Annotated in this window: 8 protein-coding genes and 2 pseudogenes; 6 read left to right on the forward strand and 4 right to left on the reverse strand. The window is 55.5% G+C overall.

Features of this window, described 5'->3' with window-relative positions:
- The first annotated feature begins 159 nt into the window (after nt 1-159).
- The 6 genes and pseudogenes from HH215_RS01090 (at nt 160) to HH215_RS01110 (ending at nt 13,792) form a co-directional block, all read left to right on the forward strand.
- The gene (locus HH215_RS01090; protein WP_169278218.1) at nt 160-4,944 is read left to right on the forward strand and encodes a fibronectin type III domain-containing protein; all 4,785 of its coding nucleotides are present in this window, start codon (nt 160-162) and stop codon (nt 4,942-4,944) included.
- 354 nt (nt 4,945-5,298) lie between these two features.
- Complete coding sequence (locus HH215_RS01095; RefSeq protein ID WP_169278219.1) at nt 5,299-10,263, forward strand: fibronectin type III domain-containing protein; 4,965 nt, start codon at nt 5,299-5,301, stop codon at nt 10,261-10,263.
- Nucleotides 10,264-10,454: 191 nt separating this feature from the next.
- Nucleotides 10,455-10,755: pseudogene (locus tag HH215_RS37165) on the forward strand (transposase); the annotation flags it as partial.
- 843 nt (nt 10,756-11,598) lie between these two features.
- On the forward strand, nt 11,599-12,075 hold the full coding sequence (locus HH215_RS37170) for a DUF3732 domain-containing protein (protein WP_445662480.1): 477 nt from the start codon (nt 11,599-11,601) through the stop codon (nt 12,073-12,075).
- Nucleotides 12,000-12,494 carry a DUF3732 domain-containing protein gene (locus HH215_RS37220; protein WP_510549638.1) on the forward strand — a complete coding sequence of 165 codons (495 nt, stop codon included), beginning with the start codon at nt 12,000-12,002 and terminating at the stop codon, nt 12,492-12,494. The genes HH215_RS37170 and HH215_RS37220 overlap by 76 nt, the downstream gene beginning before the upstream one ends.
- Before the next feature lie 557 nt (nt 12,495-13,051).
- Nucleotides 13,052-13,792 carry a YggS family pyridoxal phosphate-dependent enzyme gene (locus HH215_RS01110; RefSeq protein ID WP_169278220.1) on the forward strand — a complete coding sequence of 247 codons (741 nt, stop codon included), beginning with the start codon at nt 13,052-13,054 and terminating at the stop codon, nt 13,790-13,792.
- Nucleotides 13,793-13,856: 64 nt separating this feature from the next.
- On the opposite strand, the pseudogene pdxR reads toward HH215_RS01110, so the two are convergent.
- The 4 genes and pseudogenes from pdxR to HH215_RS01130 form a co-directional block, all read right to left on the reverse strand.
- Nucleotides 13,857-15,294, reverse strand: a pseudogene (gene pdxR, locus HH215_RS01115) (MocR-like pyridoxine biosynthesis transcription factor PdxR).
- Nucleotides 15,295-15,932: 638 nt separating this feature from the next.
- Nucleotides 15,933-16,196: an SDR family NAD(P)-dependent oxidoreductase gene (locus tag HH215_RS01120; RefSeq protein WP_169278221.1), complete on the reverse strand. Its 264-nt coding sequence runs from the start codon at nt 16,194-16,196 to the stop codon at nt 15,933-15,935.
- Between the two features lie 15 nt (nt 16,197-16,211).
- Nucleotides 16,212-16,949 (reverse strand): SDR family NAD(P)-dependent oxidoreductase, encoded by a 738-nt coding sequence (locus HH215_RS01125; protein ID WP_169278222.1) that lies wholly within the window; start codon nt 16,947-16,949, stop codon nt 16,212-16,214.
- A 114-nt stretch (nt 16,950-17,063) separates the two neighbouring features.
- Nucleotides 17,064-17,672, reverse strand: a complete 609-nt coding sequence (locus HH215_RS01130; RefSeq protein ID WP_169278223.1) for a TetR/AcrR family transcriptional regulator — start codon at nt 17,670-17,672, stop codon at nt 17,064-17,066.
- Nucleotides 17,673-17,756: the final 84 nt, after the last annotated feature.

Here is a 17,756-nt window from a genome sequence, read left to right on the forward strand (position 1 = left end):
TTGCGGAGAATGAACGGTTGAAAAGGAGGCGGTACCCGATACGGCATGGTAGCGCATTGCGCAGCTATCCATGCGGTTTCGACCTTTGGAAGAGAAACGGCCTATAGCGAGCGCAACGCTTACGGACAATCGAATACACAATACACGCGGAGGGATACGATGACGATACGAACAAGCATTAGACGCTTCATCGCGCTGTCGGCCGCCTGGCTGCTGGCGCTGACCACGGCGCTGCCGTCGGCAGTCGTGCACGCCGATCCGCCGGATACAACGGCGCCGGCGGCCATCACCGACTTGGCGGTGACGGACGATCAGACGGACAATTCTTACTGGAAATGGTCAGTCGCCTCGCTGCGGCTGTCGTGGACGGCGCCGGGCGACGACGGCTCGACGGGGACGGCGACGTCGTACGATATCCGGTACAGCACGGCGCCGATTACGGACGGCGCCTCGTGGAACGAAGCGACGCAGGTTGTCAGCGAGCCGAAGCCTGCGGCGGCCGGCACGTCGCAGAATATGATCGTGCGCCGGCTGAAGGCGAGCACGACCTACTATTTCGCGATGAAGACGACGGACAAATCGGGCAACGTGTCGGCCATCTCCAACGTCGGCAGCCGAGCGCTGCTAGGCGCGGACGGCTTCTCGCTCAGCGACGGGTCGGTCGGGCTCGTCTCCGGCGGGGGCACGAAGGCAAATCTGGTCGACGGCAACACGGCGACCGCCTGGGGCGCGACGAGCTACCCGGCCGAGTTCACGTATGACTTCGGCTACGAGTGGGACGGCAGAAGGTCGATCAATAAAGTGCGCGTATACGAATCGGCCGGCACCGGCACGCTGAAGATCTATACGGGACGGCCGGGCGGCTGGACGCTGATCGCGACCGATTCGTTCAGCGGCGCGGCGGGCCAGAAGGACATCGAGGTGAACATTCTCACGTCGAGGCTGCGGTTCGTGCTGGAGTCGCCGAGCGGCGACGCGCAGCTGTCGGAGATCGGCTTCTTCGGAAGGGGAGCGCCCCGCGACGAGACGCCGCCGTCGGCGATCGACAACCTCGCGGCGTCGGCGCTGTCGACGACGAGCGTCCAATTGACGTGGACGGCGCCGGGCAACGACAACGACATGTTCGGATTCGCTGATGGGTACGACGTGCGCTACAGTACGTCGCCGATTACGGACGAGACGAGTTGGAATGCGGCGACGCAGGCGACGGGCGAACCGAATCCGTCGGAAGCCGGCAGCCCTGAGTCGATGACGGTGAGCGGTCTGACGGCAGGCTTGACCTATCACTTCGCGATCAAGTCGAATGACAAGCGATACGTGACGCCGAGCTCTCCCTTTTACAATACTTCACAGTTGTCCAACATCGTGTCCGTCGCGCTTGGCGGCGGCGATACGACAGCGCCCGCGGCGATTACGAGTCTGAGCGCGGGCAGCGCGACGGGGAATTCCATTACGCTGAGTTGGATCGCCCCCGGTGACGACGGTATGACGGGAACGGCGACATCGTACGACATTCGCTATCGGACGTCGAGCTTCACGAACGCGGACTGGGCGAGCCTGCCGCAGGCGAGCGGTGTGCCCGCGCCGGCGGCAGCCGGCTCGAGCCAGAGCTTAACAGTGACGGGGCTCAGCGCCGGAACGACGTATTATTTTGCGATCAAGACGAAGGATGAGGCGTCCAACGAATCCGACCTGTCGAACGTCGTCAGCCTGTCGACGACGGCGGCACCGGACACGACGGCGCCGGCAGCGATTACGAGCCTGAGCGCGGGCAGCGCGACGGCGAATTCCATTAAGCTGAGTTGGATCGCCCCCGGTGACGACGGTATGACGGGAACGGCGACATCGTACGACATTCGCTATCGGACGTCGAGCTTCACGAACGCGGACTGGGCGAGCCTGCCGCAGGCGAGCGGTGTGCCCGCGCCGGCGGCAGCCGGCTCGAGCCAGAGCTTAACAGTGACGGGGCTCAGCGCCGGAACGACGTATTATTTTGCGATCAAGACGAAGGATGAGGCGTCCAACGAATCCGACCTGTCGAACGTCGTCAGCCTGTCGACGACGGCGGCACCGGACACGACGGCGCCGGCAGCGATTACGAGCCTGAGCGCGGGCAGCGCGACGGCGAATTCCATTAAGCTGAGTTGGATCGCTCCCGGTGACGACGGTATGACGGGAACGGCGACATCGTACGACATTCGCTACCGAATGTCGAGCTTCACGAACGCGGACTGGGCGAGCCTGACGCAGGCGAGCGGTGTGCCCGCGCCGGCGGCAGCCGGCTCGAGTCAGAGCTTCACGGTGACGGGGCTCAGCGCCGGTACGACTTATTATTTCGCGATCAAGACGAAGGATAAGGCGTCCAACGAATCGGGCCTGTCCAACGTCGCCAGCCTGGCGACGTCCGCATCGACAGATACGATCAAACCGAATCCGGTCACGAACTTGAAGATCGCCTCGCAGACGGGAATGACGGTAACGCTGAACTGGACGGCGACCGGTGACGATGGCTCGACGGGAACGGCGACGAGCTATGAAGTACGATACATTAATCTTGGGGGGGTGGCACGGGATTACGGGAATAACACGTGGCAGAACGCAACCGTATTCCCGCAATCGATGACGCCCAAGGCATCGGGGCAGCCGGAATCGCTGACCGTCGCCGGGCTCCGTCCCGGACGGCTGTACAGCTTCGCCGTCGTCGCCAGGGACAAGGCAGGCAACGCCTCCAATCTGTCGACGTCGGTCGCGGCGATGACGCCTTGGGACGGCACGGGCGACAGCGCCGGGTTCATCGCCGAAATCTACGACGACGCGGCTGCCGGCGCGGGCGAAAAATTCACGTCGCTATATGGCCGGCTCGTGTACGACGATTTCAACCTGTACCGCTGGGATGTGCTGCCGGGCAAACCTTACTTGGCCAATAAATATGCGGCGCGCATTACCGGACAGGTCATTCCGCAATATTCGCAAACGTACACGTTCTATGTCAAAACCGGAGACAGCAACGACCACGTGCGCTTCTGGGTAAATCGGCAGCTGTTGGTCGATACGTGGAACTCGCCGACCGTCGCGGAGCAATCAGCGACGATCGCCTTAACGGCCAATCAGTCGTACGAAATTCGGGTCGAATATTATTCGACGGGCGCCTGGGGGACGTTGACGGCATCGTGGTCCAGTCCCAGCCAGCCGAGAGAACGGCTACATGCGCCGAGAACGACGGCGCTCCCGGATACGATCGCGCCGACCGCCATCGCCAATGCGGCCGCGACCGCGCTGAGCGATACGTCCGTGAAGCTGACGTTCACGGCGCCGTACGATGACGACTTAACGTTGCCAGGCAAATCCGACGCGTGGGGACGAGTATCCGGATATGAAGTTCGCTACGGCAAGTCATCCATCGATTCCTCCAATTGGAGCAGCGCGTCGAAGGCGCTGATCTATGCCGTTCCCCGCGTGGAAGGTACCGGCGACGAGGTGACGGTCCGCGGATTGCGCCCGGGCACGACCTATTATTTCGCGATCAAATCCAAGGATGAGGCGGGCAATTACAGCCCGATCTCCAATACGGCGAGCGCCGTGACGACGGGGACGTCGGACAACGTCGCGCCAGGCGCCATCACAAGCTTAAGCGCCTCCAACGCCGGATTGCGGACCGCCCAACTGAGTTGGACCGCCCAAGGCGACGACGGAGCAATAGGAACTGCATCGTCATACGACATTCGATTCGGCACGTCGCCGATCACGGACGAGACCTCCTGGTCCGGTGCGACGCGGCTGGCTGTCCGTCCGAACCCCGTAGTGTCGGGAACGGGCCAGACCGCCACGGTCAACGGGCTCTCGCCGAATATGACGTATTACTTCGCGATTCGCTCGATCGACGATGTAGGCAACGTATCGGCGCTGTCCAACGTCCCTTCGCTGCTGACGACGGCGGCGCCTGCGGGCGGCTATGTCGTCGGCGGAGCTTCGTCGATCGACCTGCACGCGAGCTTGCCGCAGGCCGGCACGATTTATTATGCGGTCTATAACACCTCGCAAGGATCGCCGACAGCGGCCGCGGTCAAGGCGGCGGCACTCGGTTCGACAGGCGGCGCGCTCGTCAAGAAAGGGACGATTGCCGTGACGGCCGGCAACGCCGGCACGGAGCTGCTTCGCAACGTCGCGGGTCTTGCCGATAATGCGACGTATTACGTGTACTGGGTAGGCGAGATGTCGTCGCTCGGTACCGTCTACAGCCAATCGGTAACGCTGCAGGTCCGGCATCGGGTCGTGTCCTTCACGTCGCCGCTGGCCGGCTTCGGCACCGTTCACTATTTGGCGTATCAGCCGGAAGACGCGTACCGGGGGCCGAACGGGAAGTATCCGATGCTGCTGTTCCTGCACGGCAGCGGTGAATCGGGAACAAACATCGAGCTCGTCAAAACGCACGGACCGCCTATGCTGATCTCCCAAGGACAGGAAATGCCGTTCATCGTCATCTCGCCGCAGCTGTCGGCAGGGCAATGGTTCACGCCTGGCAACATCGACAGCTTCGTCAACGATGCGATGAGCCGGTTCCCGATCGATCCCGACCGCGTCTATGTGACCGGGCTCAGCATCGGCGGGGCGGGTACGTTCTATTACGCGCAAGAGCATCCCGAAAAAGTGGCGGCGGCCATCCCGATCGCTTCCAACCTGACGAATTTCGATGATCTTGCGCATCCGTACTTAACGAAAGACATTCAATTCCGACTGGGATCCGTGCCGCTGTGGGGATTCGCCAACGCCGGCGAGCCGTTCGGCCGGGAGCAGACGGAAGACGTCGTTCAGAACATGGTCGCTAGTCCGGTCCCGCCGGTCGAAGCCAAAGTGAACATTTATCAGCTTAACGGTCATGGCGGTTGGACGGAGACGTACGCCGATCCGGCCATTTACGCCTGGCTGCTGCAGCATTCGAAATAGACGCGCGGCTCCCGGACCGACCGAGCTTGCTTGCCGGTTCGGGGGCGTTCGTCCAAAAACACTTGGAAAGATAAGCGATGCCAACAGAGTGCGATTGTCGATCCCCGCCGGATATACGAAGATAAGGATAATCGCAGATACGACTGACCGCAGACGACTTTTCCGAACGAGGGATGGCAAATCTGCGTTTTTTTCGTTATCCGCGGTAGCGCGGCAGTGGAACGACGATGCCAAGGAGGTGAGGGTGGGGCGGCGCTAACGGCACGATTAACTAGAGGCGAGAGTTGCCGATGAAGACGAAATACCGCAGCAATCGGAAGGAAAACAACGGCGATCCAAAGCTTATGGAGGGATATGATGATCACTAGAACGAGAAAACGGTTATTCGCGTTATCCGCCGCCTGGCTGCTGGCGCTGACCACGGCGCTGCCGTCGGCAGTCGTGCACGCCGATCCGCCGGATACAACGGCGCCGGCGGCCATCACCGACTTGGCGGTGACGGACGATCAGACGGACAATTCTTACTGGAAATGGTCAGTCGCCTCGCTGCGGCTGTCGTGGACGGCGCCGGGCGACGACGGCTCGACGGGGACGGCGACGTCGTACGATATCCGGTACAGCACGTCGCCGATTACGGACGGCGCCTCGTGGAACGGAGCGACGCAGGTTGTCGGCGAGCCGAAGCCTGCGGCGGCCGGCACGTCGCAGAATATGATCGTGCGCCGGCTGAAGGCGAGCACGACCTACTATTTCGCGATGAAGACGACGGACAAATCGGGCAACGTGTCGGCCATCTCCAACGTCGGCAGCCGAGCGCTGCTAGGCGCGGACGGCTTCTCGCTCAGCGACGGGTCGGTCGGGCTCGTCTCCGGCGGGGGCACGAAGGCAAATCTGGTCGACGGCAACACGGCGACCGTCTGGGGCGCGACGAGCTACCCGGCCGAGTTCACGTATGACTTCGGCTACGAGTGGGACGGCAGAAGGTCGATCAATAAAGTGCGCGTATACGAATCGGCCGGCACCGGCACGCTGAAGATCTATACGGGACGGCCGGGCGGCTGGACGCTGATCGCGACCGATTCGTTCAGCGGCGCGGCGGGCCAGAAGGACATCGAGGTGAACATTCTCACGTCGAGGCTGCGGTTCGTGCTGGAGTCGCCGAGCGGCGACGCGCAGCTGTCGGAGATCGGCTTCTTCGGAAGGGGAGCGCCCCGCGACGAGACGCCGCCGTCGGCGATCGACAACCTCGCGGCGTCGGCGCTGTCGACGACGAGCGTCCAATTGACGTGGACGGCGCCGGGCAACGACAACGACATGTTCGGATTCGCTGATGGGTACGACGTGCGCTACAGTACGTCGCCGATTACGGACGAGACGAGTTGGAATGCGGCGACGCAGGCGACGGGCGAACCGAATCCGTCGGAAGCCGGCAGCCCTGAGTCGATGACGGTGAGCGGTCTGACGGCAGGCTTGACCTATCACTTCGCGATCAAGTCGAATGACAAGCGATACGTGACGCCGAGCTCTCCCTTTTACAATACTTCACAGTTGTCCAACATCGTGTCCGTCGCGCTTGGCGGCGGCGATACGACAGCGCCCGCGGCGGTTGCGAATCTGGCGGCAACCGGAGCTACGCCGACGACGATTACGCTGACGTGGACGGCGCCGGGCGACGACGGCATGACGGGTACAGCAACGTCGTACGACATTCGCTACAGTACGTCGAGCTTCACGAACGCGGACTGGGCGACGCTGACGCAGGCGAGCGGCGAGCCGGTCCCGGGGGCGGCAGGCACGAGCGAATCGTTCACGGTGACGGGGCTTAGCGCTGGAACGACGTATTATTTCGCGATCAAGACGAAGGACGAGGTAGCAAACGAATCCGGTCTGTCGAACGTCGTCAGTCTTGCGACGACCGCGTCTTCCGATACGACGCCGCCGGCCGCGGTGTCCAACCTGTCGGTGACGGACGACAAGAACGACAACTCTTACTGGAGATGGTCGGTAGCGTCGCTCGTTCTGAACTGGACGGCGCCGGGCGACGACGGCACGACGGGCACGGCAGCGTCGTACGACATTCGCTACAGCACGTCTCCGATTACGGTCGGGGCATCCTGGAACAACGCATCGCAGGTCGTCGCCGTACCGGTTCCGGCCGCGGCGGGTACGGCCCAATCCAAAATCGTACGTCGGCTGAAGGCCGGCACGACCTACTATTTCGCGATGAAGACGACCGACCATGCCGGCAACGTCTCCTCGATCTCGAATATCGGCAGCCGCGCATTGCTCAGTGCCGAAGGCTTCTCGGTCAACGACGGCGGGATCACGATTCAGTCCGGCGGCGGCACCAAGTCTCGCCTTGTCGACGGCAACACTGCTACAGCATGGGATGTTTCGAGCTATCCGGCGGTATTCACTTACGACTTCGGCTATCAATGGGATACGACCCGCTCGGTGCACAAAATCCGCGTGTACGAGTCGGCGGGCACCGGCATCCTCAAAATTTACACCGGCTACCCGGGAGCCTGGAGTCTGCTCGTGACCGATTCGTTCAGCGGCGCGGCCGGATGGAAGGAATTCGAAGTGAACATTTTGACGTCGTGCTTCAAATTCGAGCTGACGTCGGCGAGCGCGGACGCGCGGATTTCGGAGATCGGCTTCCTTGGCCGCGGCGGCTCACGCGATGTGACGCCTCCCGACGCCGTCGCGAATTTGTCGGCGACGACGCTGTCCGAGTCGAGCGTGCAGCTGTCGTGGACGGCTCCCGGGAACGACGAGGAGCCGTACGGATACGCCAACAGCTACGACATCCGTTACAGCACTCATCCGATTACGGAAGGCAACTGGGTGACCGCCAGGCTCGTAACCGGCAAGCCGACCCCGACGGAAGCCGGCACGACGCAATCGATGACGGTGGGCGGCTTATCGCCGGGGGCAACTTACTATTTTGCGCTCAAGGCCAGCGATATTTATTACTATTCGCCTACCGTTACGACCGCCAATACGTCGGCGCTGTCCAACACGCCGACGGCAACGACGCTGGGCACGCCCGATACGACGGCTCCCGGAGCCGTAACCGATCTAAATGCCTCCAGACCGACGATCGTATCGGCGAAGCTGACCTGGACGGCGCCGGGAGACGACGGCGCGACCGGAACGGCAGATATGTACGACATCCGCTACAGCACGTCTCCGATCAACACGGGCAATTGGGCGTCGGCGACGCCGGTGACCGGCGAACCGGTTCCGACAGCCGCCGGCACGAAGCAGCAGATGACCGTATACGGATTGACGTCCGGCACGACGTATTATTTTGCCATGGTTACGCTCGACGAAATGGAAAACCAATCGGCGCTGTCCAATGTCGCCACTATCGTTACGCTGACGGGCACAATCGGCGCCTTTGGGAAAATTCCGCTTGATCCGTCCATGGTGCTGAGCGAAACCGCGCGCGGCACGCCGGGCAACCTCGTCGACGAGCAGGCGGCGGTCGGGGATCCCTTGAACGGATCTCCGGGATCGGCGCCGACAACGAACTGGTTTCCGGGCGGCAATTTCCTGTACGGAATGGGATCGGCGATCATCAATTTGGGTCAGGATTACGAGATCAACAACATTCTCGTCTATGACAAATTCGGCGGTCCCGCCGGGTTGAAGTTCACGGTGTATGCCGGATCGCCGTTCGAATGGACGAAGCTGTTCGATGATTCCTTGCTGGCTCCCGCAACGCAATGGACGAATCACGCCGTCAACATGTCGTCTACGCATTACTTGAAGGTCGAGATTACGGACGGCAATTTGTACGTTCCCGAAATTATCGTATACGGCCGCAGCCAGGGGACGAACATCGATGTCGTGCCTTCGCCGACGCCGCATGCCCTGCCGGAAATCGACAAGTTCATGGGCGCCAACGCCTTTATCACGAACTCGCCGACGAAGCTGCAGGCGCTCGGCAACATTCGTGAATATCATAACTGGTATTGGGACGAAGGCGATGCATGGCCGGGCAATCCCGACACGTCTTATCCCGGCTACCCGAACAATAAGAACAAATTCAACCCGAGCTGGGCTGGTGGCGGTTGGAACTTCGACGGCTTCTACCAAGCGCTGAATACGCTCGGTATCAATGTCTCGCCTGCGGTGCAGGGAGGCGTGCAATGGCTGGCCGGCGGAGCCAACAACAAAGTTCCGCCCGGCACGGATCCGGCATTGCCGTCCTCTTACGCCGCCCACGCCGACCATATGTACCAGTTCGCCGCACGCTACGGCAGCACGGCGGTCGCGGACAACAAGTTGAAGCTGGCAGCCGGTCAGACGCGCAGCACGGGGCTCAACCTCATTCGCTACTATGAGAACGGCAATGAGGACGACACCGATTGGAGCTCAAGACATTCGTTCTTCACGCCGTATGAATTCGCCGCCTTGTCCAGCGCCGATTATGACGGCGACCAAGGACGGATGGGCACGACCGTAGGCGTCAAAAACGCCGACCCGAACTCCAAGCTGGTCATGGCCGGCCTGTATATCCCGGAGCTCGATTACATCAAGGGGATGAAGGTGTGGTCCGACTATTACCGGAACGGCAGCTTCCCGATCGACGTCATCAACATTCACGCTTACGGGTTCGGCGGTCCGGATACGACCGGCCTTAGCCCTGAAGATGCGGGCTTTAAGCCGCTTCTGGAGAAGTTCGTCGACTATCGCAACCGATACTTGCCCGGCAAGGAAATATGGCTGAGCGAATTCGGCTGGGATACGCATCCGGGCTCGAACCTGTATGCCGTTCCGGTCGGAACGTTCGACACGTACGACGTGCAGGGGCAGTGGATCGTGCGGACATATTTGGCCGCAGCCGCGGCCGGCATCGATCGGGCGCAGATGTTCGCCTTCTCGGATAACAACCCGAACGATCCGACCCAATTCGCCAACTCCGGCCTCGTCGGCATTATTACGGGCGATCCGCTTACGTCGGAATTGCCGAAGAAATCGTATTATTACGTGTACACGATGAAAAACGCGCTCGCCGGCATGACCTATGCGGGCGAAGTCAGCTCCGGCAATCCGAACGTGCTCATCTATAAGTTCAAGAGCACGACCGACAACAGCGGCGCCTACGCCGTATGGAGTCCGACGCACAGCCAGAACGAAGTGAATGGATATCAAATGACGCTGGCGGGCACGCCGACGAATGCGACGCAAATAACGATAACCAACGGAAACACGAACGGCGTGTCGAGCGCGCTGACGATCAGCGGCGGGAAGGTGACGGTCAACGTCAGCGAGAAGCCGATCTTCATCAAGGTGGATGACATCCAGTAATCCGGCAATTTAGAGTGGTGAACGAGCAGGGCTGTTCCACAGGTTGCCATTCGACCTGACGGGACAGCTTTGTTCCGTATGACGGACGGCGGTTCCATCGTCGTAAGCGGCGGACCGATCGGGTCGCCGTCTGTCTTCCCTCCGTTATCCCCTTCCGTCAGTCATACTTCGCTGTGAAAATGGAGGCATGCGGCGAGATCAAGCGCAGTACGTTGCAAGACCGGCTAACCTCGCGCGGCTACAGTTCACGCCAGATGCGAATGTACAGAGCCCAGGGCGTTGCTGCTCGGCGCTTCCAAAAGAGACACCGTAACGCACTCTGGCAATCGGATATTAAGACGGGGCCGCACCTACCTATCGGTACGAATGGGGGAGAAGAAGCCGGTATACCTCGTGCTCTTCATCGACGACACGACGCGCTTTGTCGTCCACGGCGCCTTCTATGATTCGCTCGAGCAATCAATCGTGGCCGATTTCGGAAGGGCGTCTATTGCTGACATGACCGCTTTTATGTTTCAGCCACAGCGGATAGTTGCGAATAATGAAACGATGTTCTTTGAAGCAGATATTGAGGAACACGCCAAGAAATTACGAGAGATATTCCCATTGGTATTAGGGGTAGTCGACGCTGAAACCTTGATAAAACAGCATCGCTTACAAGAGGTTAGACGATTAATTGAACGGAAACAGCGACAACTCGATGCCTTGAAAATAAACATTGAGAGTTTCTCGGGTGAGGTCAAAGGAAGATACATAGCCGCGGCACAGCACGGTCTGGTTCCTTCACTGAAATCCGATGATATGAATACTCAAGTTTTGTTCGAGCGACTTAAAGATATCGTCGCTATTTGGAAGAAAGATCCGACATACAGGGATCCGGATGGTCACCATTACAACACAGAAAGACTTTCATGGTTACGTGAACGCGAAGCCATACTGAATTCTGAAATCACAACATTCAGGGTGAGAGTTACTCAAATAAGAGAGCTTTCCCTGGCAAGGGCAACTTCGGAAATGAACATCTCTAGAAAACGGAATCGGCTTTCTTCAACTTCTTGGCTAGTTGATCGACTCAGTTCCGATCATGTATGCCCTCTTTGTGGAAACAACAGCGACACTTCTTCCAAAGAGCTTAAGAAACTAATTGATTCTACTGCAAAAGTTGAAGCACAATGGAAAGCTGTTGAGCTCGTTCCACCAATGTTGGATGCCGAAGAGGTAGATATTAAGAAACAAATCGCAGCCAAAGAGTCTGAGCTTCGTCAGGTGAGATCTGAACGTGAGTACATACAGGAAGAAACTGAAGAAATGCAGGCTTCCAGAGAGCAACGCGCAATGTTTGTAGGTAGAACTGCGGAGTTCATTAATCTTCATGAGTCGCTTACAGATGAAGGGGGATTTGCAATTGAGATTGCTGCGTTGAAGGATGAGGAGGCACAGTTATTAAAGGAAGTTGACTTTGACACGTTTGCGCAAAGGAAAGAAACTGCTTTGTTTAAATTCTCAAGGTTTGCAGGTCATTACGGAGAAATTTTGGAATTAGAGACGGGTGACGACCTCATTCAACTTGATACAAATAAGTTAACTATTCGTGTCATTGACGAAAAGGGAGGCACTGCGTGGCTTCGTGAAATTGGCAGCGGTGCTAACTGGCTCGGATATCATGTTACAACTTTGTTGGCACTACATGAACTTTTTTTTTCCAAGATATCCCGTATGTTCCGAGCTTATTTGTTATTGATCAGCCGAGCCAAACTCACTTTCCTGATAATACAGAAGAGGATTCAGAGAATGAAGAATTACAGGCAGTAAATAAAGTCTTCCAGGCACTATCTTCAGGGATCAAGAGAACAAAGGGAACATTACAGGTCATTGTTAGTGAGCATGTAGGTCACAGTGCTGTAGACGGTCTTGAGAATGTCCACCTTGTAGAAAGATGGCGCAGAGGTCGTAAGATGATACCGTGGCATTGGAGAAAGGAAATGGATGTGAAAACGATCGGCAAAAATGTACAATATGCAGCTGAGGACTTATTCGAATCACACATAGAGCCTGCTTGTATGGAAGCCATTGGAGACGTTCTTTGCCAGATCAGTTTTTCAAATGCTTCATTTAGTGCAGACGGAGTCGTATTTAATACTTCTGCGGAATCCTTTGACAAAGGGACGATCAAGCTTGCCGGACTGATTGATTTTGACTTGAATGTAAATTTCGTATTCCCTGAAGGTTGATTACTTCACTTTTTTCAAAAAAATAAAAGTTATGTAGCTTTGCTCCGCTAAATTTGTCGATGGTAGTGGAGCAGGGCTGATGCGAGTGTCGTTCTCTCCGAGTTCTCTCAAACGTGCAATTTTGGTCGCTTTTTGTTGAATTCCCGAGACGCCTTGCGGCACTAGGGAAAGGCGATGTGAAACACCGGAGTCCCTTGTTTTTATAGGCTTTTCGCGGTTTTTTGGTTCCCCTAAAGGGACATGTTTTCCGCTTAGTTCCCTTTAGCGTGCGCGATTCAGGTTCTAGTGGTGTAACAGCCGTGGAGGTTCGAGTCCTCTCGACCGCACCATACCATACCCCTTCACCCCTTCTTCGGAAGGGGTTTTTATATTGTTCAATTCTGTTTTTTTGCACTATTTTCGATGAGATTAACGCTTTATGGATTGCTCAAAAATATAAATTATGGACAGATATAAACAAACCATAATTTGATAAACTACGTTGTGTTCCTCAAACAAATACGCATGGGATGATTCTATATCTCCTTTGAATTGGGGGCAGCAGGAGGGGAGAAGATATGGGCATGGTTGAAGAGAATCTCAGAACGATAAGACAGCAGATGGATTTGGCGTGCCAAGCCGCGGGGCGCAAGAGGGAAGACGTGAAGCTATTGCTCGCGACAAAAACGGTACCGCTTGAAAAATTGCAAATGGCGATGCAGGCAGGGGAGACTCTTTTCGGGGAAAACAAAGCGCAGGAGCTTCGCGACAAATTTCCGCTTATGCAGCAATATCATCAGGTGGAATGGCATTTTATCGGACATTTGCAGACGAACAAAGTGAAGGATGTCGTCAAATATGCGACTCTCATTCATTCCGTGGATCGTTTGAAATTGGGACAGGCTCTGCACCAGCAACTCGTCAAAGAGAACAAGACGATGGATATTCTGGTACAAATCAATACTTCCAACGAGGAAAGCAAATTCGGGGCTTCTCCCGAGTCGGCTGTGGAGCTGGCAGAGCAACTGTCCCGATTCGAAACGTTAAACATTAAAGGGTTGATGACGATTGGCAAGCTGAATGCGACGAACGAGGAGACCAGGCATTGCTTCCGGCTTTTGAAATCGAAACAAGCGCAAATCCGGGAGAGAAGCTTCCCGCGCGTAGAAATGGACGTCCTCTCGATGGGCATGTCCGGCGATTTCATAGTGGCCATCGAGGAGGGGGCTACCATTATTCGCGTAGGGACAAGAGTATTCGGAGAGCGTTATTTGCCGGACAGCTATTACTGGAACGAAAATGCGCGTCAGGATGATTAGCACGAACAAGGATACAGGTACAGAGCAATCGAATACTCTCGCAGATAAGGTGCTGGCAGGGCTACTACTTGTTTAAGAGGAGCTCTGCCAGACGTTCAATACCTTCTTCGATAGTCGCTTCATCCACTTTAGCGAAGCCGAGTATCCAGCCTTTTCGTTTGCTTTCCAAACCATACCGGCTGAGCGGATAGATCCGGATGCCTCTTTCCAGAGCCAAGCTCGTCATGGCAGTCTCGTCAAACGACGGCTCCGCCTCAAGCAGCATATGCAGTCCTGTTTCTGCGCCGCTAAGCATGAAGCGCTCGCTCAAACCCGTCGCTACGAGGGCTTTCGTCATGGCTGCGTGTCTGCGCCGGTATACATTTCGCACTTTTCTCATATGCCGCATGAAGTGACCGTGTTTGATAAACCGGGCGAGCGTTAGTTGCTCCATAATCGGAAGATGACGATAAGTTAATTCTTGGACCCGAGCGAGCTGATGAATGGCGTCATTGGGACCAACGATAGCCGACATTCGAATGCCGGGAGCGATCATTTTGGAAAAGCTCATCGTAATACAGCGTATTCTGAGGCCTCTGACTGAACAAAGTGGGGAGCGGGTCGCCGCGATAGCGAAATTCGCTGTCGTAATCATCCTCGACGATCCATAACCTCTGATCCGCAGCCAAATGCAACAATTGTTGCCTGCGAGGCTCCGACATAATAACGCCAATCGCGCATTGATGCGATGGCGTAACATACACAAGTCTGGACTCAGTGGGAATGAGTTCTACGCATAGCCCATGCTCGTCGACCGGGACGGATGCAACGTTCATTCCCCGGTACTTCATCGCCATCCAGGCAGCAGGGAAGCCGGGATCTTCAACAGAAACGGTTGCTCCTTCATGTAACAGGGCTTGCGCGACTAAATCGAGGCCATGCTGTGCGCCTGAGGTCAGCAGGATTTGATCGACACTCACATGGATGCCACGTTCGAGAGATAAGTAACGCTGAATTTGTTCTCGCAGGGGTAGGAATCCATAAGGGTCACCGTAGGACCATCTGTCCAGGTCGGTTTCCGTGGAGGCTTGTATAAAGGATTGGCGCCAATTTGCCAGAAAGCGCTCATCTAAATACGGTTCATGGGGACTGAAATCGATCTCATCTCTTCCGTATTCCCTATTTCCAAACCAGCTGTGTAGATGTCCGACAGCGGTGTTTAATAGCGGCAATTCCGGTAGAATAGGCCCTTGAGCCGGAACTTCGGTTGCAGAGAGGGGCTTATATGTCCATTCGCTGACTCTGGTTCCGCCGCGGCGAGAGGTAACGGTGTATCCGCGACTGAATAGCTCCTCATATACGCTTTGGATGGTTGAACGGGAAACCCCGATCAGTTGCGCGAGCTCGCGGGATGGGAGCAGCAACTCGCCAGGCGGCCATTTTCCTGTCGTAATATTATGGATCGCTTGGTCAAGCAACTGTTGCCAAATGGGACGTTCATCATCCCGACTCACTTTGAGCATCCGATTCAACTCCAACAGTGATTTGTAATTATAGATTGCTCAAATTCGTGATTATGGATTGAGAATTAAAATCCATTAGTTGATATCCTATCACGAAAATCGTTGCTACTGCAGTCAATTCGTCAGATTTTTTCCCATTTGAGGGTACCCAACGATCTTTAAGCTTCCTTCCCATAGCTCTCGGGCTTTTTGCTTATCGTATGAAATCGTCGATGACCGTTTTTCTTTGGCGCCTTTTCGATAGGAACCGATCATGCTAAAGAATTTTCCCGAAGCTTTCCGATATTTTGCGGAAATAACCAGTTCGGCCAAAACATTGGCCGAGTTACGTGGCGTGCTAGCATTTGGTGCTAATCGGAGCAACGGCCACAGCATCTTCATCATAAATCGCGTTGCGGGTTTCCATTCGCGAACCATCCCGGTTAACATCCCGCCCGGATCAAACGCGTTGACGGTAATCTCCCACGACCAGCTTCTCGTAATTTTCTTTCCATCTCGTAAGCAAACATGAGAATGCATAATTTGGAGGTCGTATAAGCTCTGCCTAAGAATCGGAAACAGACTCCCCTTCCGAAGGAAGGGGGCTGGCTAATGCATCTACGCTTTTCAATACCGGCTTCGGAAGCGGAGTAAAAGCCTTATCGTCGTGAGAAATACTTGAGAGTACGCTCCGCAAATGATCGAACGGAATCAAGCGAAGCCAGATTCAATTGCACGGGAGTGAATCGAGTAACACCTGTCTCTCGTACGAGCGATTGCGTCGCTTGTGCAATTCGTTCTGCACTCCTACCCGCAATGACGATTTGATACTCGGGGGAAGCTTGAGCGATGCGCTTAGCGCATTCGTAGCCAAGTCCTGAATTAGCGCCGGTAATCATAATCGATTTGGATGGTTTCGTCATGGGATTATCGTCTCCTCAAGCCATAACGGCTCCGCCATCGATAACAAGCGTAGTTCCAACCGTATAACTCGCTTCATCCGATAGCAACCAAACAATGCCTTTAGCGATTTCGCTTGCGGCTCCGATCCGCTTTATTGGACTCCTCTCAGCATACTGTGCGATTACGTTCTCATCATTTCCGACCATATCCGTTCGCGTAGGTCCTGGAGCCACGGTATTAATTCGAATTCCCTGACTTGCATAATCTAGTGCCGCCGATTTGCTGAGTCCTTCGACTGCATATTTCGAAGCCACGTAAGCACCTGCTGAAGCGTAAGGTCTCAAGCCCGTAGTCGACGAAACATTGACGATCGCGCCTCCTCCATTTTGCAACATCTGTAAAATTTCATATTTCATGCTCAAATATATGCCAATTACGTTCGTGTTCAATGTAGCCATAAGTAATTCCTTAGACGATTGACCGATAGGGGCGTATTCCTTCATGACGCCTGCGTTATTGACAGCGATATCTAACCTGCCATAGCGATCCGCAATCGTCTTCATAGCTTGGCTCACGCTTTCCTCATCCGTCACGTCTAAGGATAAGAAATAGGCTTCTCCGCCGTTATCCTTAATAGTTTTGACAACCATCTGACCTTCCTGCTCCCGCCGACCTCCAACGAATACGATTGCTCCACGCGTGGCCAGTTCGTTTGCCGTAGCTTTTCCGATACCGCTAGTAGCTCCCGCAACAAGTGCAATTTTGTTTTTCATTCGTAAAACCTCCAATGTTTTTGTAGTGAACATTCATTCTAATTTGTTGAAAGAAATTGCCGAGCCCTCTTTAGGGTCGGCACGCAAGCGGTTGAAAAATGATCTTGCTAACAATCAATCTTCAAAAGACAAATTGAAACCTTTCGAGGTGCTAACCGAGTTCCAGCAAGATCGAATCGCCATTTGAACAAGCTCCGGCAACAGCTCGAGATTGCCTTGGAATTGTCCCTTTACTAAAAAGACTATCGTTCCCCAATGCATCTGCACCATCAATCGAGGATTACCGGAGATAAATAAGTCCTCTTGAATCGCTTCGGAATACAATTGAGACAAGGGACCGCACCAGTTGCTTTCATACGCTAGTTTCTTCGAAGCTTCGTAAATATACGGAGAGAAGGAGTATTGTTCCATGAATTGAAAAGCATCCGGATAATCAATGCTCGTTTGAACAACTCTCTCCCACGCATTCTCGAATCGCCGAGGGATCGGAGCTTCGTCGTAAAATCCCTTCAACACCGCTTCAGTCTGAAATTCGACAATGCTGGTATATAGCGCATTCACAATATCTTCTTTCCCTGAAAAAGTATTGTAAATGCTCCCCATAGACACCCCCGATTCGTTCGAGATCATGGACATCGACGTTGCTTGCAAATCATTTTCCCGAAGGAGTCTAAGCGTTGTTTCCAACACTTTTTTCTTTGACGGTTTATATTTTTCGAACATTGCGTTCCTCCTTTACACCACTAATAGAAAGAATGTTCATTCTAACTCTAGTTCCTTTGTTTTGTATTGTCAACCGAACTCGGC

Source organism: Cohnella herbarum (genome assembly GCF_012849095.1).
In the GTDB taxonomy this organism is placed as follows: Bacteria; Bacillota; Bacilli; order Paenibacillales; family Paenibacillaceae; genus Cohnella; species Cohnella herbarum.

Bases quoted from the DNA above. Each gene is read 5' to 3' on its own strand.
- HH215_RS01130 (WP_169278223.1), bottom strand. From the start codon at position 17,672: ATGTTCGAAAAATATAAACCGTCAAAGAAAAAAGTGTTGGAAACAACG.
- HH215_RS01120 (WP_169278221.1), bottom strand. From the start codon at position 16,196: ATGACGAAACCATCCAAATCGATTATGATTACCGGCGCTAATTCAGGA.
- HH215_RS01110 (WP_169278220.1), top strand. From the start codon at position 13,052: ATGGGCATGGTTGAAGAGAATCTCAGAACGATAAGACAGCAGATGGAT.
- HH215_RS01095 (WP_169278219.1), top strand. From the start codon at position 5,299: ATGATGATCACTAGAACGAGAAAACGGTTATTCGCGTTATCCGCCGCC.
- HH215_RS37170 (WP_445662480.1), top strand. From the start codon at position 11,599: ATGTTTGTAGGTAGAACTGCGGAGTTCATTAATCTTCATGAGTCGCTT.
- HH215_RS01090 (WP_169278218.1), top strand. From the start codon at position 160: ATGACGATACGAACAAGCATTAGACGCTTCATCGCGCTGTCGGCCGCC.
- HH215_RS01125 (WP_169278222.1), bottom strand. From the start codon at position 16,949: ATGAAAAACAAAATTGCACTTGTTGCGGGAGCTACTAGCGGTATCGGA.